The organism is Tsukamurella tyrosinosolvens (assembly GCF_900104775.1).
Lineage (GTDB): Bacteria > Actinomycetota > Actinomycetes > Mycobacteriales > Mycobacteriaceae > Tsukamurella > Tsukamurella tyrosinosolvens.
The window spans coordinates 2,265,910-2,281,364 of sequence record NZ_FNSA01000003.1; the positions used below are offsets into that span (position 1 = coordinate 2,265,910).

General features: G+C 70.6%; 13 protein-coding genes. 10 read left to right on the forward strand and 3 right to left on the reverse strand.

Annotation, left to right across the window (positions count from 1 at the left end; translation table 11 throughout):
• Position 1: 1 nt before the first annotated feature.
• Complete coding sequence (locus BLW32_RS12395) at positions 2 to 1,510, reverse strand: DUF3375 domain-containing protein (protein WP_068525473.1); 1,509 nt, start codon at positions 1,508 to 1,510, stop codon at positions 2 to 4.
• Between the two features lie 98 nt (positions 1,511 to 1,608).
• On the opposite strand from BLW32_RS12395, the gene BLW32_RS12400 reads away from it, so the two are divergent.
• The 4 genes from BLW32_RS12400 to BLW32_RS27510 all read left to right on the forward strand — a co-directional run bounded on the left by BLW32_RS12400 (position 1,609) and on the right by BLW32_RS27510 (position 5,384).
• Positions 1,609 to 2,640 carry a glycerophosphodiester phosphodiesterase family protein gene (locus BLW32_RS12400; RefSeq protein WP_068741987.1) on the forward strand — a complete coding sequence of 344 codons (1,032 nt, stop codon included), beginning with the start codon at positions 1,609 to 1,611 and terminating at the stop codon, positions 2,638 to 2,640.
• A gap of 193 nt (positions 2,641 to 2,833) precedes the next feature.
• Entirely contained in the window at positions 2,834 to 3,595 is a 762-nt protein-coding gene (locus BLW32_RS12405; RefSeq protein WP_068741986.1) for a YdcF family protein, read from the forward strand.
• 129 nt (positions 3,596 to 3,724) lie between these two features.
• Positions 3,725 to 4,549 carry a VOC family protein gene (locus BLW32_RS12410; RefSeq protein ID WP_068741985.1) on the forward strand — a complete coding sequence of 275 codons (825 nt, stop codon included), beginning with the start codon at positions 3,725 to 3,727 and terminating at the stop codon, positions 4,547 to 4,549.
• A gap of 67 nt (positions 4,550 to 4,616) precedes the next feature.
• Entirely contained in the window at positions 4,617 to 5,384 is a 768-nt protein-coding gene (locus tag BLW32_RS27510) for a proline-rich domain-containing protein (RefSeq protein WP_068741984.1), read from the forward strand.
• Here BLW32_RS27510 and BLW32_RS12420 read toward each other — a convergent pair.
• Complete coding sequence (locus BLW32_RS12420) at positions 5,381 to 5,944, reverse strand: TetR/AcrR family transcriptional regulator (protein WP_068525481.1); 564 nt, start codon at positions 5,942 to 5,944, stop codon at positions 5,381 to 5,383. The two genes, BLW32_RS27510 and BLW32_RS12420, sit on opposite strands and share 4 nt — an antisense overlap.
• A 106-nt stretch (positions 5,945 to 6,050) precedes the next feature.
• The gene (gene acnA / locus BLW32_RS12425) at positions 6,051 to 8,867 is read right to left on the reverse strand and encodes an aconitate hydratase AcnA (protein ID WP_068525483.1); all 2,817 of its coding nucleotides are present in this window, start codon (positions 8,865 to 8,867) and stop codon (positions 6,051 to 6,053) included.
• Positions 8,868 to 9,036: 169 nt separating this feature from the next.
• Between acnA and BLW32_RS12430 the strand changes: the two genes are divergently transcribed.
• The 6 genes from BLW32_RS12430 to fabG1 all read left to right on the forward strand — a co-directional run bounded on the left by BLW32_RS12430 (position 9,037) and on the right by fabG1 (position 15,406).
• Complete coding sequence (locus tag BLW32_RS12430; protein ID WP_068741983.1) at positions 9,037 to 9,684, forward strand: Rv1476 family membrane protein; 648 nt, start codon at positions 9,037 to 9,039, stop codon at positions 9,682 to 9,684.
• Between the two features lie 241 nt (positions 9,685 to 9,925).
• Positions 9,926 to 11,434 (forward strand): C40 family peptidase, encoded by a 1,509-nt coding sequence (locus tag BLW32_RS27515; protein WP_074850546.1) that lies wholly within the window; start codon positions 9,926 to 9,928, stop codon positions 11,432 to 11,434.
• Positions 11,435 to 11,533: 99 nt separating this feature from the next.
• Positions 11,534 to 12,592 (forward strand): AAA family ATPase, encoded by a 1,059-nt coding sequence (locus BLW32_RS12440; RefSeq protein ID WP_068741981.1) that lies wholly within the window; start codon positions 11,534 to 11,536, stop codon positions 12,590 to 12,592.
• A 107-nt stretch (positions 12,593 to 12,699) separates the two neighbouring features.
• Positions 12,700 to 13,578, forward strand: a complete 879-nt coding sequence (locus BLW32_RS12445; protein ID WP_082791487.1) for a DUF58 domain-containing protein — start codon at positions 12,700 to 12,702, stop codon at positions 13,576 to 13,578.
• Between the two features lies 1 nt (position 13,579).
• Positions 13,580 to 14,563 (forward strand): VWA domain-containing protein, encoded by a 984-nt coding sequence (locus BLW32_RS12450; RefSeq protein ID WP_068525490.1) that lies wholly within the window; start codon positions 13,580 to 13,582, stop codon positions 14,561 to 14,563.
• A gap of 114 nt (positions 14,564 to 14,677) precedes the next feature.
• A complete protein-coding gene (fabG1, locus tag BLW32_RS12455; protein WP_068525491.1) occupies positions 14,678 to 15,406 on the forward strand; it encodes a 3-oxoacyl-ACP reductase FabG1 in 729 nt (242 codons plus the stop codon).
• Positions 15,407 to 15,455: the final 49 nt, after the last annotated feature.

Below are 15,455 nucleotides of genomic sequence, written 5' to 3' on the forward strand. Positions count from 1 at the left end.
GTCAGGCCTCCTGCTCGAAGAGCGTGGTGGGCTCGGGCGCGGCCGAGGCGGGGGTCAGGGGCGGGAGCGCGGCGGCGAACGCGACGTGCGGCACCGTCATCTCGCGGGGCCCGCGCTGGGTGTGCGCGACGACGGTGACCAGGCGGTCCTCATCGACGGTGCCGTACCGCGCGCCGAGCGACCAGACGCCGACCACGTCGCCTGCGCGGGGCGCGTCGATGGCGGCGAGAACGTCGGTGAGGGTCGCACCGTCGGATGTGCCGACGGCCTCGTTGACGGCGGCGGCGAGCGCGTCCCAGTCGATCGCCTCCCGGCCGACGAGGCGGGCGGGGTCGATGGTGAACTCGCCGGAGGTCTCGCGCACCTCGGGCGGCAGGGTGACGACGCCGTCGTGGAACCGCAGCGCGCCGACGGAGCTGGTGTCGACGGCCGACATGGGGACGGCGAGGCCGGTGTCGCGGCCCGCGGAGGCGGCGTCGAAGGCGTCGACCGCGGCGCGCTGCGCCTCGGTGATGCGGGCGCGCAGCGACTGGTACTGCAGGAAGTCGCCGTCCTTGACGAACGTGTTGATGCGGCGATAGACCTGGCCGCGGATCTCGTCGACGCGCTGGACCTGCATCCACATGCGGTCGAGGAAGCCGGTGAGGGAGTCGCGCAGGTCGTCGGGGAGCTCGACCTCGTGCACGACGGAGGCGACGGAGGTCTCGAGCTGCCGGCGCAGTCGGTGGTCCGAGAGCAGCGTGTAGAAGGCGTCGAAGGCCTTGCCCTCGGGCGTGTTCGCGAGCTCGTCGTGTCCGTCGAAGAGGCGCTGCAGGGTCTTGGCGTAGGCCTCGGCCTCGCTGGAGTCGGAGGCGTCGAGGCCGTGGGTGAGGAGGGCGCGGGTGTGTTCGCGGAGCTTCTCGCCGTAGCCGAGGATGTCGGCGGGCATGCGCTCGGCGAGGGAGCTGACGATCTTGAGGTCGTCGACCACCTTGTCGCGGTCGTACTCGGGGATGAGGCCCTGGCGCAGGGCCTCGCGACGTTGGGTGAGCTCGGCGATCTGCTGGTCCAGGGCGCGGAGGTGGTCGTCGGGATCGGCGCTCACGGTGACCGCGACCGCCGACAGCCGCGCCGTGACCAGCTCCAGCGCGGTCTCGGTCGCGACGTTGCGGTCCAGCGAGACGGCCTGCACCTGGCCGAGGGCCGTCGTGGCGCCGCGGGTGAGCTGGATGACTTCGCGGTCCGTGTCGTCGAGCGTGCGCGAGACGTATCCGGCCTTCACCCAGCTGTCCAGGACGTCCGGGCCGGCGGGGACCGGACGCGCGCGCTCGGTGAAGTGGCTCTGCAGGGACTGCAGGTCGACGGTGAGCGCGTCGCCCAGCTCCTCCGCGTCGACGGGGCCCGTGCCCAGCCGCGCCGCCATCAGCGCCAGGTAGGCGACGGCGTGGGGGGAGCGGAGCAGGCGGAGCGCGACGTCGTTGTCGGCGTTGTCCGTGAACGCGGCGTACAGCTGCGCGGCCGACTGCGCCATCGTGTACCTCCCCTTGCGTATGCGACGGTCCAGTGTATCGGGGAGTCCTTCACGTCGCGGACAGGTCGGGTTCACCGTGGCGGCCTAGCGTACGGTCCATGATTCCGCGCCGCGTCGCCGTCGTCTCCGTGTGTCTCGCGCTGCTGGTCGGGGCCCTCCCGGCGGCTCCCGCCGGAGCGGCGCCGCGGACCGTCGACCTGCAGGCGCACCGGGGCGGGCTCGGCCTGCAGACGGAGTCCACGCTGGAGGGCTTCTCCGCCGCCATGCGGCTCGGCGTGACCACGCTGGAGCTGGACACGCAGGTGACGAAGGACCGGAAGGTCGTGATCACGCACGACCGGAAGGTGGACGCGAAGAAGTGCGCGGACACCGCGCCCGTGACGCCCGGCGACCCGCAGTACCCGTACGTCGGCAAGTACGTCCGCGACCTCACCTACGCGCAGATCTGCACCATGAACTGCGGGTACGAGAAGGTCACCGCGTCGCAGCGCGTGGTGGCCGGCGCCCGCATCCCCGAGCTGCGGGAGCTCTTCGACCTCGTCCGCGCGCGGCGCTCGCCCGTGCGGATGAACATCGAGACCAAGGTGGAGGCGGGGGCACCGTCGGAGACGGCGCCGCGCGGCGAGTTCGTGCGCGCGGTCGCGGGGGAGATCACGCGCTCCGGTCTCGCCCGGCAGGTCACGATCCAGAGCTTCGACTGGACGGCCCTCCGGGAGATCGGGCCGCTGCTCCCCGGCGTCGGGCTGATCGCGCTCACCAACGGCGAGCAATTCCTGCAGACCGGGAAACCCGGCGCCTCGCCGTGGCTCGGGCTCGACGTGGACACCTACGGCGGCGACTGGGTGCGGGCGGCGAAGGCGACCATCCCCGGACTCACCGCGATCTCGCCGGTGCAGGGCGACCCGCAGGACGGCGGTGTCGGGGATGTGGACTTCGTGCGGTTCACGACGGCTGCGCTGATCCGGCACGCGCACGACCTCCGACTGAAGGTCGTCCCGTGGACCGTCAACGATCCCGCGACGATGCGCGCGCTGCTGCGCGACGGCGTGGACGGGCTCATCACCGATTACCCGGATCGTGCGCGGGCGGTGTTCGGGGAGCTGGGGATCGCGCAGCCCGCCTCGTCGTAGGGCTGACCAGCACTTTCGGTGCGTGTCGGCGACGACACGCCGCTCATGGACCGCAGGATTCCACCGAGGCTGCCGTGCGCGGCCGCCCGGTCCGGCGCGGGTGGCTTCCGGCATGAATCAACATTCACGTGTGCAACACACGACTCAGTAGTGTAGTTTTCCACCGATAGACTCATTTGTCACGGAGGGCAACATGCGTGTCTCTGGTTTCTTCCGCTCGATCGTTTCGCTGACGGCCGCTGTCGCGGTCGCCGCCACCCTGGCGACGGGGCCGGCGGGGGCGGCACCGTCGACCACGACGTCGACGACGTCCCTGACCAACCAGGCGATCGACCGCCAGGCCGCGGGCGACACCGCGGGCGCGCAGGCCGCCATCAATCAGATGCCGATCGACCAGGCGCAGAAGGTCGTGGCGCTGATGACGAACGTCAACAAGGCGCTGACCTTCCCGCTCACCGACCAGGTGCCCGGCGGCGTCGCGCCCGGCACCGCGATCGTCATCCTCGGCTTCGGACTGGAGGACAACGGCGCCATGCGGCCGATCCTCGTCGAGCGGCTGACCAAGGGCCTCGCGGTCGCGCAGGCGTACCCGGCATTCCCGATCGTCGTCACCGGTGGCGCACCGAAGGCCGGCAAGACCGAGGCCGCGGCGATGAAGGAGTGGCTGCTGGCGCAGGGCGTCTCCGGCACGCGGATCTACACCGAGGAGAAGGCGGGCTCCACCCAGGGCAACGCCATCAACACCGCGGTCCTCATGCAGCAGAACGGCTTCGGCAACGGCGCGGTGCTCGTCACCTCCGCCGACCACACCCGCCGCTCGGTCGCCGACTTCCTCGTCGCCGGCATCACCCTGCAGGCCGTCGTCGCCTCCGACGCCAAGATCCAGTCCGGACCCATGTCCGCCAGCGGCGTGGCCGGCGTCTACCGGGACGCGCGGGGCGTCGCCAAGATCTAGGTCGACGGTGCTGTGGGCGGGTTCGTCACCCGCCCACGGTAATCGGATCGTGGCCGGACGAATGCGGTCGCAATCCGATGTCGCGCGAACCCTGGAAACTTGTCGGCCGGATGTGCCACCGTATCTCCCATGACCGCGTACGACGCCCCGCTGGGCGCACCCGTGTGGATCGACCTGATGACCGCCGATGTCGATGCGGCGGTGGCGTTCTACGGCGCCGTCTTCGGGTGGGAGGCCGACCCGCCCAACGAGGACTTCGGCGGGTACCGGAACTTCCGGGCGAACGGGAATCTCGTGGCCGGAGTGATGTCGCCGCCGGACGGCGGCGGGGGCCCCGGCGACGTCTGGTCGACCTATCTGCGGGTCGCCGACGCGAAGGAGTCGCTCCGCGCGGCCACCGACGCCGGCGCCTCGGTCGTGGTTCCCGTCGTCCCGGTCGGCGATCTGGGGCGTTTCGCGTTCGTCATCGATCCGGTCGGCGCCGCGATCGGACTCTGGGAGCCGGGGAAGCACGAGGGCTTCGTCGAGCGCGGCGTACCCGGCACCCCGTACTGGTTCGACTGCATGAGCCGCAGCTACGACGCGACCAAGGCCTTCTACCGCACCGTCTTCGACTGGCAGCTCGACGAGATCGGCAGCGGGGGACAGGACGGCTCCTTCGGCCCCGACCGGTACAGCCAGGTGCTCGCCGGCACGGACGCGCAGCGCGATGCCGTCGCCGGGATCATGGACGCCGCGCCGCTGTTCGACTCCGGGGTGTTCGGCGAGGGAACCCCCTCGTTCTGGCAGGTCTACCTCACCGTCGAAGACACGGCGGCGGCGGAGCAGCGCATCGTCGCCGCGGGCGGGGAGATCCTGCGCGCCGCGGAGGTGACGCCCTGGGCCACGATGGGCTCGGCGAAGGATCCCGGCGGCGCGGTGTTCCTCTACGCCACCCCGCCCGAGGGGCGGTAGTCCGCACACGGGGCACGTTCAGGCGAACGCAACCGGATCGCAAGGTCGACGGGGCTACGCTCGCCGCATGACGTACAACCAGGGCGGATACCAGCCGGGCGGCCCCTACCCGCAGGGCGGCGGCCGGCCTTCGCCGTACCCGGGGCAGCCCCCGCAGAACGCGCCGTACGGCGGTGCGCCCCAGCAGCACCCCGCACCGTCCCACCAGGGCGGGCCCTGGGGCACGCCGCAGCCCGGCTACGGGCAGCCGGTGCCGCAGTACGCCCAGCCGGGACGCCCCCAGTTCGGTCAGCAGCAGTTCGGCGGGCCGGGGCCCTACGCCGGGCAGCAGGGTCCCTACGGTCAGCCCGGTCCGACGGGGCCGGGCGGCTCGGCCCCGTCGGGCCCGCGCGGTGGGATCGGCGCGATCCTGCAGTTCCTCATCGCCGGCGCCGGTGTCCTCGTGATCCTCGGCGCGTTCCTGCCGTGGGCCACGGCGTCCGCGACGATCGGCGGTTCGTCGATCACCAACTCGGCGTCGGGCATCGACGGCAGCGACGGATGGATCACGCTGGTCGTGGCGCTGATCGCCGCCGGCGTCGCGGTGGCCGCCGCGGTCGTCCCCGCCTCGGGCGTGCCGCTGCGGTTGATCTCCGGGATCACGGCCACCGTCGCGGGCCTCGTGATCACCGGCCTCGCCGGCTACGACCTCGCCAACGTCGTGAAGCTGACGTCGACGTACTCGTCGATGGTCGACGTCTCCGCCGGGATCGGGCTCTACCTGACCCTGCTCGCCGGCATCGCGGTGCTGGGCCTCGGGATCGCAGCGCTCGTCTCCGCGCTGACGAAGCGCTAGCGGCGGCGCACGCTCTCCTCGACGAGGTCGAGGACGGCTTCGAGGCCCGCGGTCGGGCGACCCGAGGCGAGGTGCGTGACCAGGCCGTCGAGCACGAGGTCGAGGTAGCCGAGGATCACGTCGGTCGGCAGGTCGTCGCGCAGCCGGCCGCGCTGCTTCTGCCGCTCGAGGCGGCGCAGCGTGGCGTCGGTGAGTTCGGCGCTGCGCTCGGTCCATTCGGCGCGGAAGTCGCCGTCGTTCTTGAGCCGCCGCGCGATCTCCAAGCGGGTCCCGAGCCAGTCGAAGCGCTCGGGGTGGCTGAGCATGTCGCGCATGACCTGGACGAGGCCCTGCTCGGCGGCGATGTCGGCCATCCGCTCCGCGTCCTCGCGGGCCAGCGCGAGGAACAGCGCGTCCTTGTCGCGGAAGTGGTGGAAGATCGCCCCGCGGGACAGGTCGGTCGCGGCCTCGAGTCGCCGGACGGTGGCCCCGTCGTAGCCGTACTCGGCGAAACAGGTCCGGGCACCGTCGAGGATCTGGCGGCGCCGCGCGGCGAGGTGATCGTCGCTCACCTTGGGCATGTCGATGCTCCTGATCGAACGGGGACGGTTACTCGATGTCGGCTACGCGAACGGCGGGCCCGGCCGCTGGGGCCGGACCCGCCGTCACTGGTCGAGACTGCAGCTACTAGCTCTTGACCATGTTCCGCAGCACGTACTGCAGGATGCCGCCGTTGCGGTAGTAGTCGGCTTCACCGGGGGTGTCGATGCGGACGTCCGCGTCGAACTCCACCTTCGTGCCGTCCGTCTTCGTGGCGGTCACGTGCACCGTCTTCGGCGTCACGCCGTTGTTCAGCTCCGTGATACCCGCGATGTCGAAGGTCTCGGTGCCGTCGAGGCCCAGGGACTTCCACGACTCGCCCTTCGGGAACTGCAGCGGGACAACGCCCATGCCGATCAGGTTCGACCGGTGGATGCGCTCGAAGGACTCGACGATGACGGCCTTGACGCCCAGGAGGCTGGTGCCCTTGGCCGCCCAGTCGCGCGACGAACCGGAGCCGTACTCCTTGCCGCCCAGGACGACCAGCGGGGTGCCGGCGGCCTGGTAATTCATGCACGCGTCGTAGATGAACGACTGCGGGCCGCCCTCCTGCGTGAAGTCACGGGTGTAGCCACCCTGCGTGCCCTCGAGCCCGATGGTGTCGAGCACACGGTTCTGCAGGCGGATGTTCGCGAACGTGCCGCGGATCATCACCTCGTGGTTACCGCGCCGCGAACCCAGCGAGTTGTAGTCCTTGCGGGCCACGCCGTGCGCGTCGAGGTACTGCGCCGCCGGGGTGCCGGGCTTGATCGGGCCGGCGGGGCTGATGTGGTCGGTGGTGACCGAGTCGCCGAGCAGCGCCATGACGCGGGCGCCGGAGATGTCGGAGACGGGCGCCGGCTCCATCGTCATGCCGTCGAAGTACGGGGCCTTGCGGACGTACGTCGAGTTCTCGTCCCACTGGAAGGTGTCGCCCTCGGGAGTGGCGAGGTTCTGCCAGCGGTGGTCGCCCTCGAACACGGTCGAGTAGGACTTGCGGAACATGTCCTGGTTGATCGCGTTCTTGATCGTGTCGTCGATCTCCTGCGCGGACGGCCAGATGTCCTTGAGGAAGACGTCGTTGCCGTCGTGGTCCGTGCCCAGCGAGTCGGTCTCGAAGTCGAAGTCCATCGTGCCCGCGAGGCCGTAGGCGATGACCAGCGGCGGGGACGCCAGGTAGTTCATCTTCACGTCGGGGGAGATGCGGCCCTCGAAGTTGCGGTTACCCGAGAGCACCGCCACGACGGTCAGGTCCTCGTCGTTGACGGCCTTGCTGATCTCGTCCGGCAGCGGTCCGGTGTTGCCGATGCAGGTGGTGCAGCCGTAGCCGCCGAGGTAGTAGCCGAGCTTCTCGAGGTACGGCCACAGGCCGGCCTTCTCGTAGTAGTCGTTGACGACCTGCGAGCCCGGCGCCATGTTGGTCTTGACCCACGGCTTGGTGGTCAGGCCCTTCTCGACCGCGTTGCGGGCGAGCAGCGCCGCGCCGAGCATGACCGACGGGTTCGAGGTGTTGGTGCAGGACGTGATGCCCGCGACCGCGACGGCGCCGTGGTCGAGGATGAACTCGCCGCGCTCACCCTTGACGCGCACCGGCTTGCTAGGGCGGCCCTCGGCGCCGTTGGCGGCGGACTGGACGTTGACGGCACCGTCGTCCGCGAAGGACAGGGCGGCGGGGTCCGACGCGGGGAAGGACTCCTCGACGGCCTCGTCGAGCTGCGTGTGGGCGGCGGGGTGCTGCTCCTCCACGTAGTTGTGGATGTCCTTGCGGAAGGCCACCTTCGACTCCGACAGGAGGATGCGGTCCTGCGGGCGCTTCGGGCCGGCGATCGACGGCACGACGGTGCTGAGGTCCAGCTCGAGGTACTCGGAGTACGCGGGCTCGTGGTCGGCGTCGTGCCACATGCCCTGCTCCTTGGCGTACGCCTCGACGAGCGCGAGCTGCTCGTCGGTGCGGCCGGTCAGGCGCAGGTAGTTGATGGTCTCGCCGTCGATCGGGAAGATCGCCGCGGTGGAGCCGAACTCGGGGCTCATGTTGCCCAGGGTCGCGCGGTTGGCCAGGGGCACCTCGGCGACGCCCTTGCCGTAGAACTCGACGAACTTACCGACGACGCCGTGCTGACGCAGCATGTCGGTGACGGTGAGCACCACGTCGGTGGCGGTGACGCCCGGCTGGATCTCACCGGTGAGCTTGAAGCCGACGACGCGGGGGATGAGCATGGAGACCGGCTGGCCCAGCATGGCCGCCTCGGCCTCGATGCCGCCGACGCCCCAGCCCAGGACGCCCAGGCCGTTCTCCATGGTGGTGTGCGAGTCCGTGCCGACGCAGGTGTCCGGGTAGGCCTGGCCGTTGCGGGTCATGACGACCGGCGCGAGGTACTCGATGTTGACCTGGTGGACGATGCCCATGCCCGGGGGGACGACCTTGAAGTCGTCGAACGCGCCCTGGCCCCAGCGGAGGAACTGGTAGCGCTCGCCGTTGCGCTGGTACTCCAGGTCGACGTTGCGCTCGAGGGCGTCGGCCGTGCCGAAGACGTCGAGGATGACCGAGTGGTCGATGACCATGTCGGCGGGGGAGAGCGGGTTGACCTTGTTGGGGTCGCCGCCCAGGGCCGTGACGGCCTCGCGCATGGTGGCGAGGTCCACGATGCAGGGCACTCCGGTGAAGTCCTGCATGATCACGCGCGCCGGGGTGAACTGGATCTCGACGCTCGGCTCGGCCGAGGGGTCCCAGTTCGCCAGGGCGTTGATGTGATCGGTGGTGATGTTCGCGCCGTCCTCGGTCCGCAGCAGGTTCTCTGCGAGGACCTTCAAGGCGTAGGGCAGCTTCTCGGTGCCGGGCACGGCGCTGAGGCGGAAGATCTCGTACGACTGATCGCCCACCTCGAGCGTGCCGCGCGACGAGAAGGAATCGATGCTCTTGCTCACGTCAGCTCCACTCAACGTTTTGTGGTGTGCACCGACGGGCTGTGTCGGTGCCTGAGTCCATAATACAGTACGCTTGTCCTGTGAGAGTTCACGGGGCTGGAACTCGCCGGACGCAGCTCATTGTGCCTCGTTCCGGGCGGCGCCGTGGGCGTGTCGTACTGTGAGGCCCATGGGTCCGCTGCCGATTCTCACCGAAGTTCCGACCGACGTGGATCTGTCCGCGTTGCAGGCGGACCTCGCGACCGACGGCGTCGCGGTGCTCAATCCCGCGCATTCCGATTCCGTGCCCCAGCTGGTGCAGGTCGTCAAGGACGCGCGGGCCAACGGCATCGAGAACTTCCAGGTGGTCGTCCTCGCGCACGACTACAACCCCGACACCTCGCTGCGCGACCTCGGGACCGAGCTCGGCCGGCAGATGAAGGCCGACGCGGACCATCCGCTGACCGTGCTGGTGATGTCGCCCAGTCAGGTCGCCGGATACTCGACCCAGCTGTCGCGGTTCCAGATCGAGAAGGGTCAGGACGGCTACACGGGCCGGCTCGCCCTCAACAACCCGCCCAAGGCCGCCGAGGACTTCGCGACCGTCGCGAACGACGCGACCTTCCCCTGGACGGGCTTCACCGTCGGGCTGGTGCTCGTCGTCGCGGCCCTCGCGGGGTGGGCGCGCGTGGTGACCCGTCGCCGCAGCCGCGCGGTGGATGCGGCCCGCAGGGCCGCCGTAGCCGGCTCCGTCTCCGCCGCGGTCGCCGCGGAGTCCTCGGACGCGACGGTCGCGTCCGAAGAGAATGGCGGCTCCGCTGTTCGATCGAACGAATAACGCACATTCATTCGAAATTCCAGCTGTGTAATTCCCGGCTGCTGTCCGTTTCGCAAGCAATTCATCGAACGGTGATCCGTGCTGGTCAGCACGGATGATCGTCGACTCACACCTGTGTAATTTGTGATTCCTGTTTTCCATTGTTGTGGATGTGCCGTACGGTACGACTGAAGCCAATGTTGTGCGTGTGGCCCATGCGTACTCATCGGGTATGAACGAGTCTTGAGATGAGGGAGACACCTTGAGGCGTACGGCACACCCCGCCACGAATTTCGCTGCGCGGTCGTTGCTCGCGGCAGTCGCCACCGGTTCGCTGGTGGCGGGCTCCGTCGCGAGCGCAGGTTCGGTCTTCGCCGAGCCCAACGGCCCCGACGCGAATCCCGCCAACGTCGTCGCCGCGCTCGTCGACCGGATCGCCCAGGCCGACCAGCGCATCGCGGACCTCCGCGGCGACGTCGCGGCGAAGCGGCAGTCCGTCAACCGCGCGGTCGTCGATCTGCAGTCGGCCCGCGACGCCGCGACCGCCGCGGCCGGGGCGATCAAGGTCTCCGAGACCGCGGTCGCCGACTCCGACGCCAAGATCAAGACCGCGCAGGACTCCTTCGACAAGGTGGTGCGCGCCGCGTACGCGCAGGGCAACAGTGCCGGCGCGCTCGTCAACACCCTCGGCGGCAACGACCCCGGCGAGGCGGTGGACCGCGCGACGACGCTGCGGATCGTCGCGGATAAGCAGAAGGCCGCCCTCGGCGACCTCCAGGCCGCCAAGACGCGCGCCGAGGCCTCCCGCACCGCCGCCCGCGCCGCCAAGGTCCAGGCCGACGCCGCCACCGCCGCAGCGGCCGAGCGCAAGACGACGGCCGAGGACTCCATCACGCAGACCGTCGCGACGCTGACCACGCAGCAGCAGGAGCAGACCACGCTGAGCGCGCAGCGCGAGCTGGCCCAGCGCGCCCTCGACCAGGCCAAGCGCGTCGAGGACCGTGCGGCGCAGCAGAAGATCTACGCGCAGTACGTCGTGGACGAGCAGCAGACCCAGCAGATCGCCGCCCCGGCGGCGCCCGCGGCCCAGCCCGCGGCCCAGCCCGCGGCGCCCGCGGCCCCGGCAGCGCAGGCGGCGGCCCCGGCGGCCCCCGCCGCGCAGGCCGGCACCGTTGACTCCGCGGATCCGCTGGCGGCGGCCCGGACGTTCGCCCAGGGCATCGTCGGCCAGGCGTCCTCGCTGTTCAGCAATCCGTTCGGCGCCATCACGGGCCAGTCCGGCGGCGCGCAGCAGCCGGCCGCCCCCGCCTCGCAGGCCGTTCCCGGCGTCGGGAGCATGAGCGGCGCGCAGATGATCGAGACCGTCATCCAGCGCGGCATGTCGGTCATCGGCGTGCAATACGCCTGGGGTGGCGGCAACGCCTGGGGCGCCACGAAGGGCGTCCGCGACGGCGGCGTCGCCGACAGCTTCGGCGACTTCAACCGCGTCGGCTTCGACTGCTCCGGCCTGATGGCCTACATGTACGCCGCCGTCGGCATCGCGCTGCCCAAGTACTCGGGCTACCAGTACACGACCGGCAACAAGGTCCCGATCAGCCAGCTCAAGCGCGGCGACATGGTCTTCCGCGGCCCCGGCGGCACCCAGCACGTGGCGATGTACCTCGGGAACAACCAGATCCTGGAGTCGCCGCAGTCCGGCGGCGCAGTGCGCATCGCCCCGTTCGACGCCTCGACGTTCCTCTCGCAGGGCGTCCGCGTGATCAACAGCTGACCGCGGTTCATTCAGTACGCTCGGGGGAACGGGCCGCCGCGGTCCGGGATCGGACGGGCCCCGCGGGGCCGGGGGAACGAACGACGAAGGGGTCATTGCGTGACGCACTCACAGGGGCAGGACATCGCCTCGAGCGATGAGGTCAAGCTGCTGGAGCGGGCGGTCTACGAGGTCAAGCGCGTCATCGTGGGCCAGGATCAGCTCGTCGAGCGGATCCTGGTGGGGATGCTCGCCAAGGGCCACGTCCTCCTCGAGGGCGTCCCCGGCGTCGCTAAGACCCTCGCCGTCGAGACCTTCGCCACCGTGGTCGGCGGCTCCTTCTCCCGCATCCAGTTCACCCCCGACCTGGTGCCGTCCGACCTCGTCGGTACCCGCATCTACCGGCAGGGCAAGGAGCAGTTCGACACAGAGATCGGCCCGGTCTCCGCGAACTTCCTGCTCGCCGACGAGATCAACCGTGCGCCGGCGAAGGTGCAGTCCGCGCTGCTCGAGGTCATGGCCGAGCGCAAGGTCTCCATCGGCGGCCAGACCTACCCGATGCCAGACCCCTTCCTCGTGCTCGCGACCCAGAACCCCATCGAGAACGAGGGCGTCTACCCGCTGCCCGAGGCGCAGCGCGACCGCTTCCTGTTCAAGGTCGTCGTCGGCTACCCCTCCATCGAGGAGGAGCGGGAGATCGTCTACCGCATGGGCACGGTCCCGCCCGTGGCCTCGCAGGTGCTCGACCCGACCACGGTGCAGCGCCTGCAGCGCGCCGCGAGCGAGGTCTTCGTGCACCACGCCCTCGTCGACTACGTGGTCCGCGTCATCGCCGCGACCCGCACCCCGCGCGAGTTCGGCCTCGACGACGTGGCCTCCTGGATCACCTACGGCGCCTCGCCCCGCGCCACCCTCGGCATCGTCGCCGCCGCCCGCGCCCTGGCGCTGCTCCGCGGCCGCGACTACGTGGTCCCGCAGGACGTCGTCGAGATCATCCCGGACGTGCTGCGCCACCGCCTCGTCATGAGCTACGACGCGCTCGCCGACGAGGTCACCGCCGATCAGGCGATAGCGCGCGTGCTGCAGACCGTCGCCCTGCCGCAGGTCGTCGGGCAGCCCGTCCCGCAGCAGGCGCCGGCCGCGCCGCAGTTCACGCCCGCGCACCAGCCCCAGGGCTGACGGTGCCGGCCATCCCTTCCGGCCCGCCTCCCGGCACCCCGACCGGCCCCGAGCCGCGCCGGAGCCCGCTCCCGAGCTTCGCCGGCGGCGAGGTCGATGAGACCCGCATGCAGGCGTCGCTGAAGATGCTGGAGCTGCTCGTCCGGCGGCGGCTCGACGGCGTCCTCAAGGGCGATCACCAGGGCCTGCTGCCCGGACCCGGCTCCGAGCCGGGGGAGTCGCGCCCGTACACGCCCGGTGACGACGTGCGCCTCATGGACTGGTCCGTGACCGCCCGCACGACGCACCCCCACGTGCGGCAGATGATCGCCGACCGGGAACTCCAGACCTGGATCGTCGTCGACCTGTCCGCCTCGATGGACTTCGGGTCGACGGGCGGCACCAAGCGCGACCTCGCCGTGGCCGCGTCGGCCGCCGTGGTGCACCTGGTGAGCGGCGCCGCGAACCGCGTCGGCTGCCTCGTCACCAACGGCGCACAGCTGGTCCGGGTGCAGCCCAAGTCCGGGCGTGCGCAGCGGCAGAAGGTGCTCAAGGCCATCGCGACCGCGCCTCGCGCCGTCGAGGGCACCCGCGGCGACCTGCGTGTCGCGCTCGACGCCTTGCGCCGGCCGGAACAGCCCCGCGGTCTCGTCGTGGTGATCAGCGACTTCCTCGGTGACGTGGACTACGTCCGCGAACTCCGCGGCATCGCCGCGCGGCACGAGGTGCTCGCGGTCGAGGTGCTCGACCCCCGCGACGTCGAGCTCCCCGCCGTCGGCGAGATCGCGCTCCGCGACGCCGAATCCGGCGCCGTGCGCGAACTGACCGTGACCCCCGAGCTGCAGCAGCGGTTCGCCGCCGCGGCGCAGGAGCACCGCAAGCAGGTGGCCCGCACGCTGCGCGGCGTCGGCGCGCCCGTCCTCGAACTGCGCACCGACCGCGACTGGCTCGCCGACATCGTGCGGTTCGTCGCCGCGCGTCGACGTGGATTGGCTGGTGCTTCCTGACATGGGCGGACTGACCTCGCTCGCCACCCCGATCTGGCTGCTCGGCATCCTCGTCGTGCTCGCCATCCTGGCGGGGTACGTCTACAACGAGCGGCGGCGCAGCAAGCGCGCGCTGAAGTTCGCGAACATGTCGGTGCTCGACTCCGTGGCGCCGCCCGGACCCAACCGGTGGCGGCACGTCCCCATCGCGCTGCTGAGCATCGGCATGATCCTGCTCATGGTCGCGCTGTCCGGGCCGCAGGCGATGCGCAAGGTGCCGCGGAGCAAGGCCACCGTCGTGCTGGTCGTCGACGTCTCGTTGTCGATGAAGGCGACCGACGTGAGCCCGAACCGGCTCGACGCCGCCAAGGAGGCCGCGAAGAAGTTCGTCGGCGAGCTGCCGCAGGGCATGAACCTCGGCATCGTCTCCTACGCCGGCACTGCGCAGCTGCTCGTGTCCCCGACGCCGGACCGCTCGCTCGCGACGAACGCGATCGATCACCTCGACCTGGCGCAGCGCACCGCGACGGGCGAGGGCATCTACGCGGCGATCCAGTCGATCAAGAACATCCGGGACGTGCTGGGCGGTAAGGACGCCGCGCCGCCGGCCCGGATCATCCTCGAGTCCGACGGCAAGCAGACGGTGCCGACCGATCTCGACGATCCGCGTGGCGGGTTCACCGCCGCCCGCAAGGCGAAGGAGGAGGGCATCCCCATCTCGACGATCTCCTTCGGCACGCCGAACGGCACCGTCGACATCGAGGGCCAGAACATCCCCGTCCCCGTCGACGACGCGTCCCTCAAGCAGATCGCCGATCTCTCCGGCGGCCAGTTCTTCTCCGCCTCCTCGCTGAGCGACCTCAACGAGGCGTACGGCACCCTGCGCGACGAGATCGGTTGGGAGATGCAGAAGGGCGACAACTCGCGGATCTGGGTCCTATGGGCCACCGGCCTGCTCGTGCTCGGGGCCGCGGGCGCGGTCGCCTTCAACCGTCGCCTGCCGTGACCGGTGCGACGAGTGTCGCGATCGGTGACGACGGTGCCCACGCGGCGCGTCCGATGACGACTCGCGTGGCCGGAGATTTCCCGGGTCGCGAGCGCGATTGATACGTTGTCACCCATGTCGACGACTTCTGAATTCACGCCCCGGTCCGTCCTCGTCACGGGCGGCAACCGCGGTATCGGCCTCGCGATCGCGCAGCGCCTCGCCGCCGACGGCCACAAGGTCGCTGTGACGCACCGCGGCTCCGGCGCCCCCGAGGGCCTGTTCGGCGTGCAGTGCGACGTCACCGACACCGAGTCCGTCGACGCCGCCTTCAAGACGGTCGCCGAGCACCAGGGCCCCGTCGAGGTGGTCGTCGCCAACGCCGGCATCACCGAGGACACCCTGCTCATGCGCATGAGCGTCGAGAGCTTCGAGAAGGTCATCAACTCGAACCTGACCGGCGCCTTCCGCGTGACCAAGGCCGCGACGCGCGACATGCTCAAGAACCGCTGGGGCCGCTTCATCTACCTCGGCTCGGTCGTCGGCCTCATGGGCACGCCCGGCCAGGCCAACTACGCCTCCTCGAAGGCCGGCGTCATCGGCCTCGCCCGCTCGGTCACCCGTGAGCTCGGCGCCCGCAACGTCACCGCCAACGTGATCGCGCCCGGCCTCATCGACACCGACATGACCCGCGATCTCCCCGCCGAGTACACCGAGACCGCCGTCAAGCAGGCCATCCCCGCCAAGCGGATGGGCCAGCCCGAGGAGGTCGCGGCCGTGGTCTCGTTCCTCGCCTCGGACGACTCCTCGTACGTCTCCGGCAACGTCATCAACGTCGACGGTGGCCTGGGCATGGGCCACTAGGCCCTGAACATCGGGCCGCTCGGCCCGTCCGAACGCACGCCCGACGGCG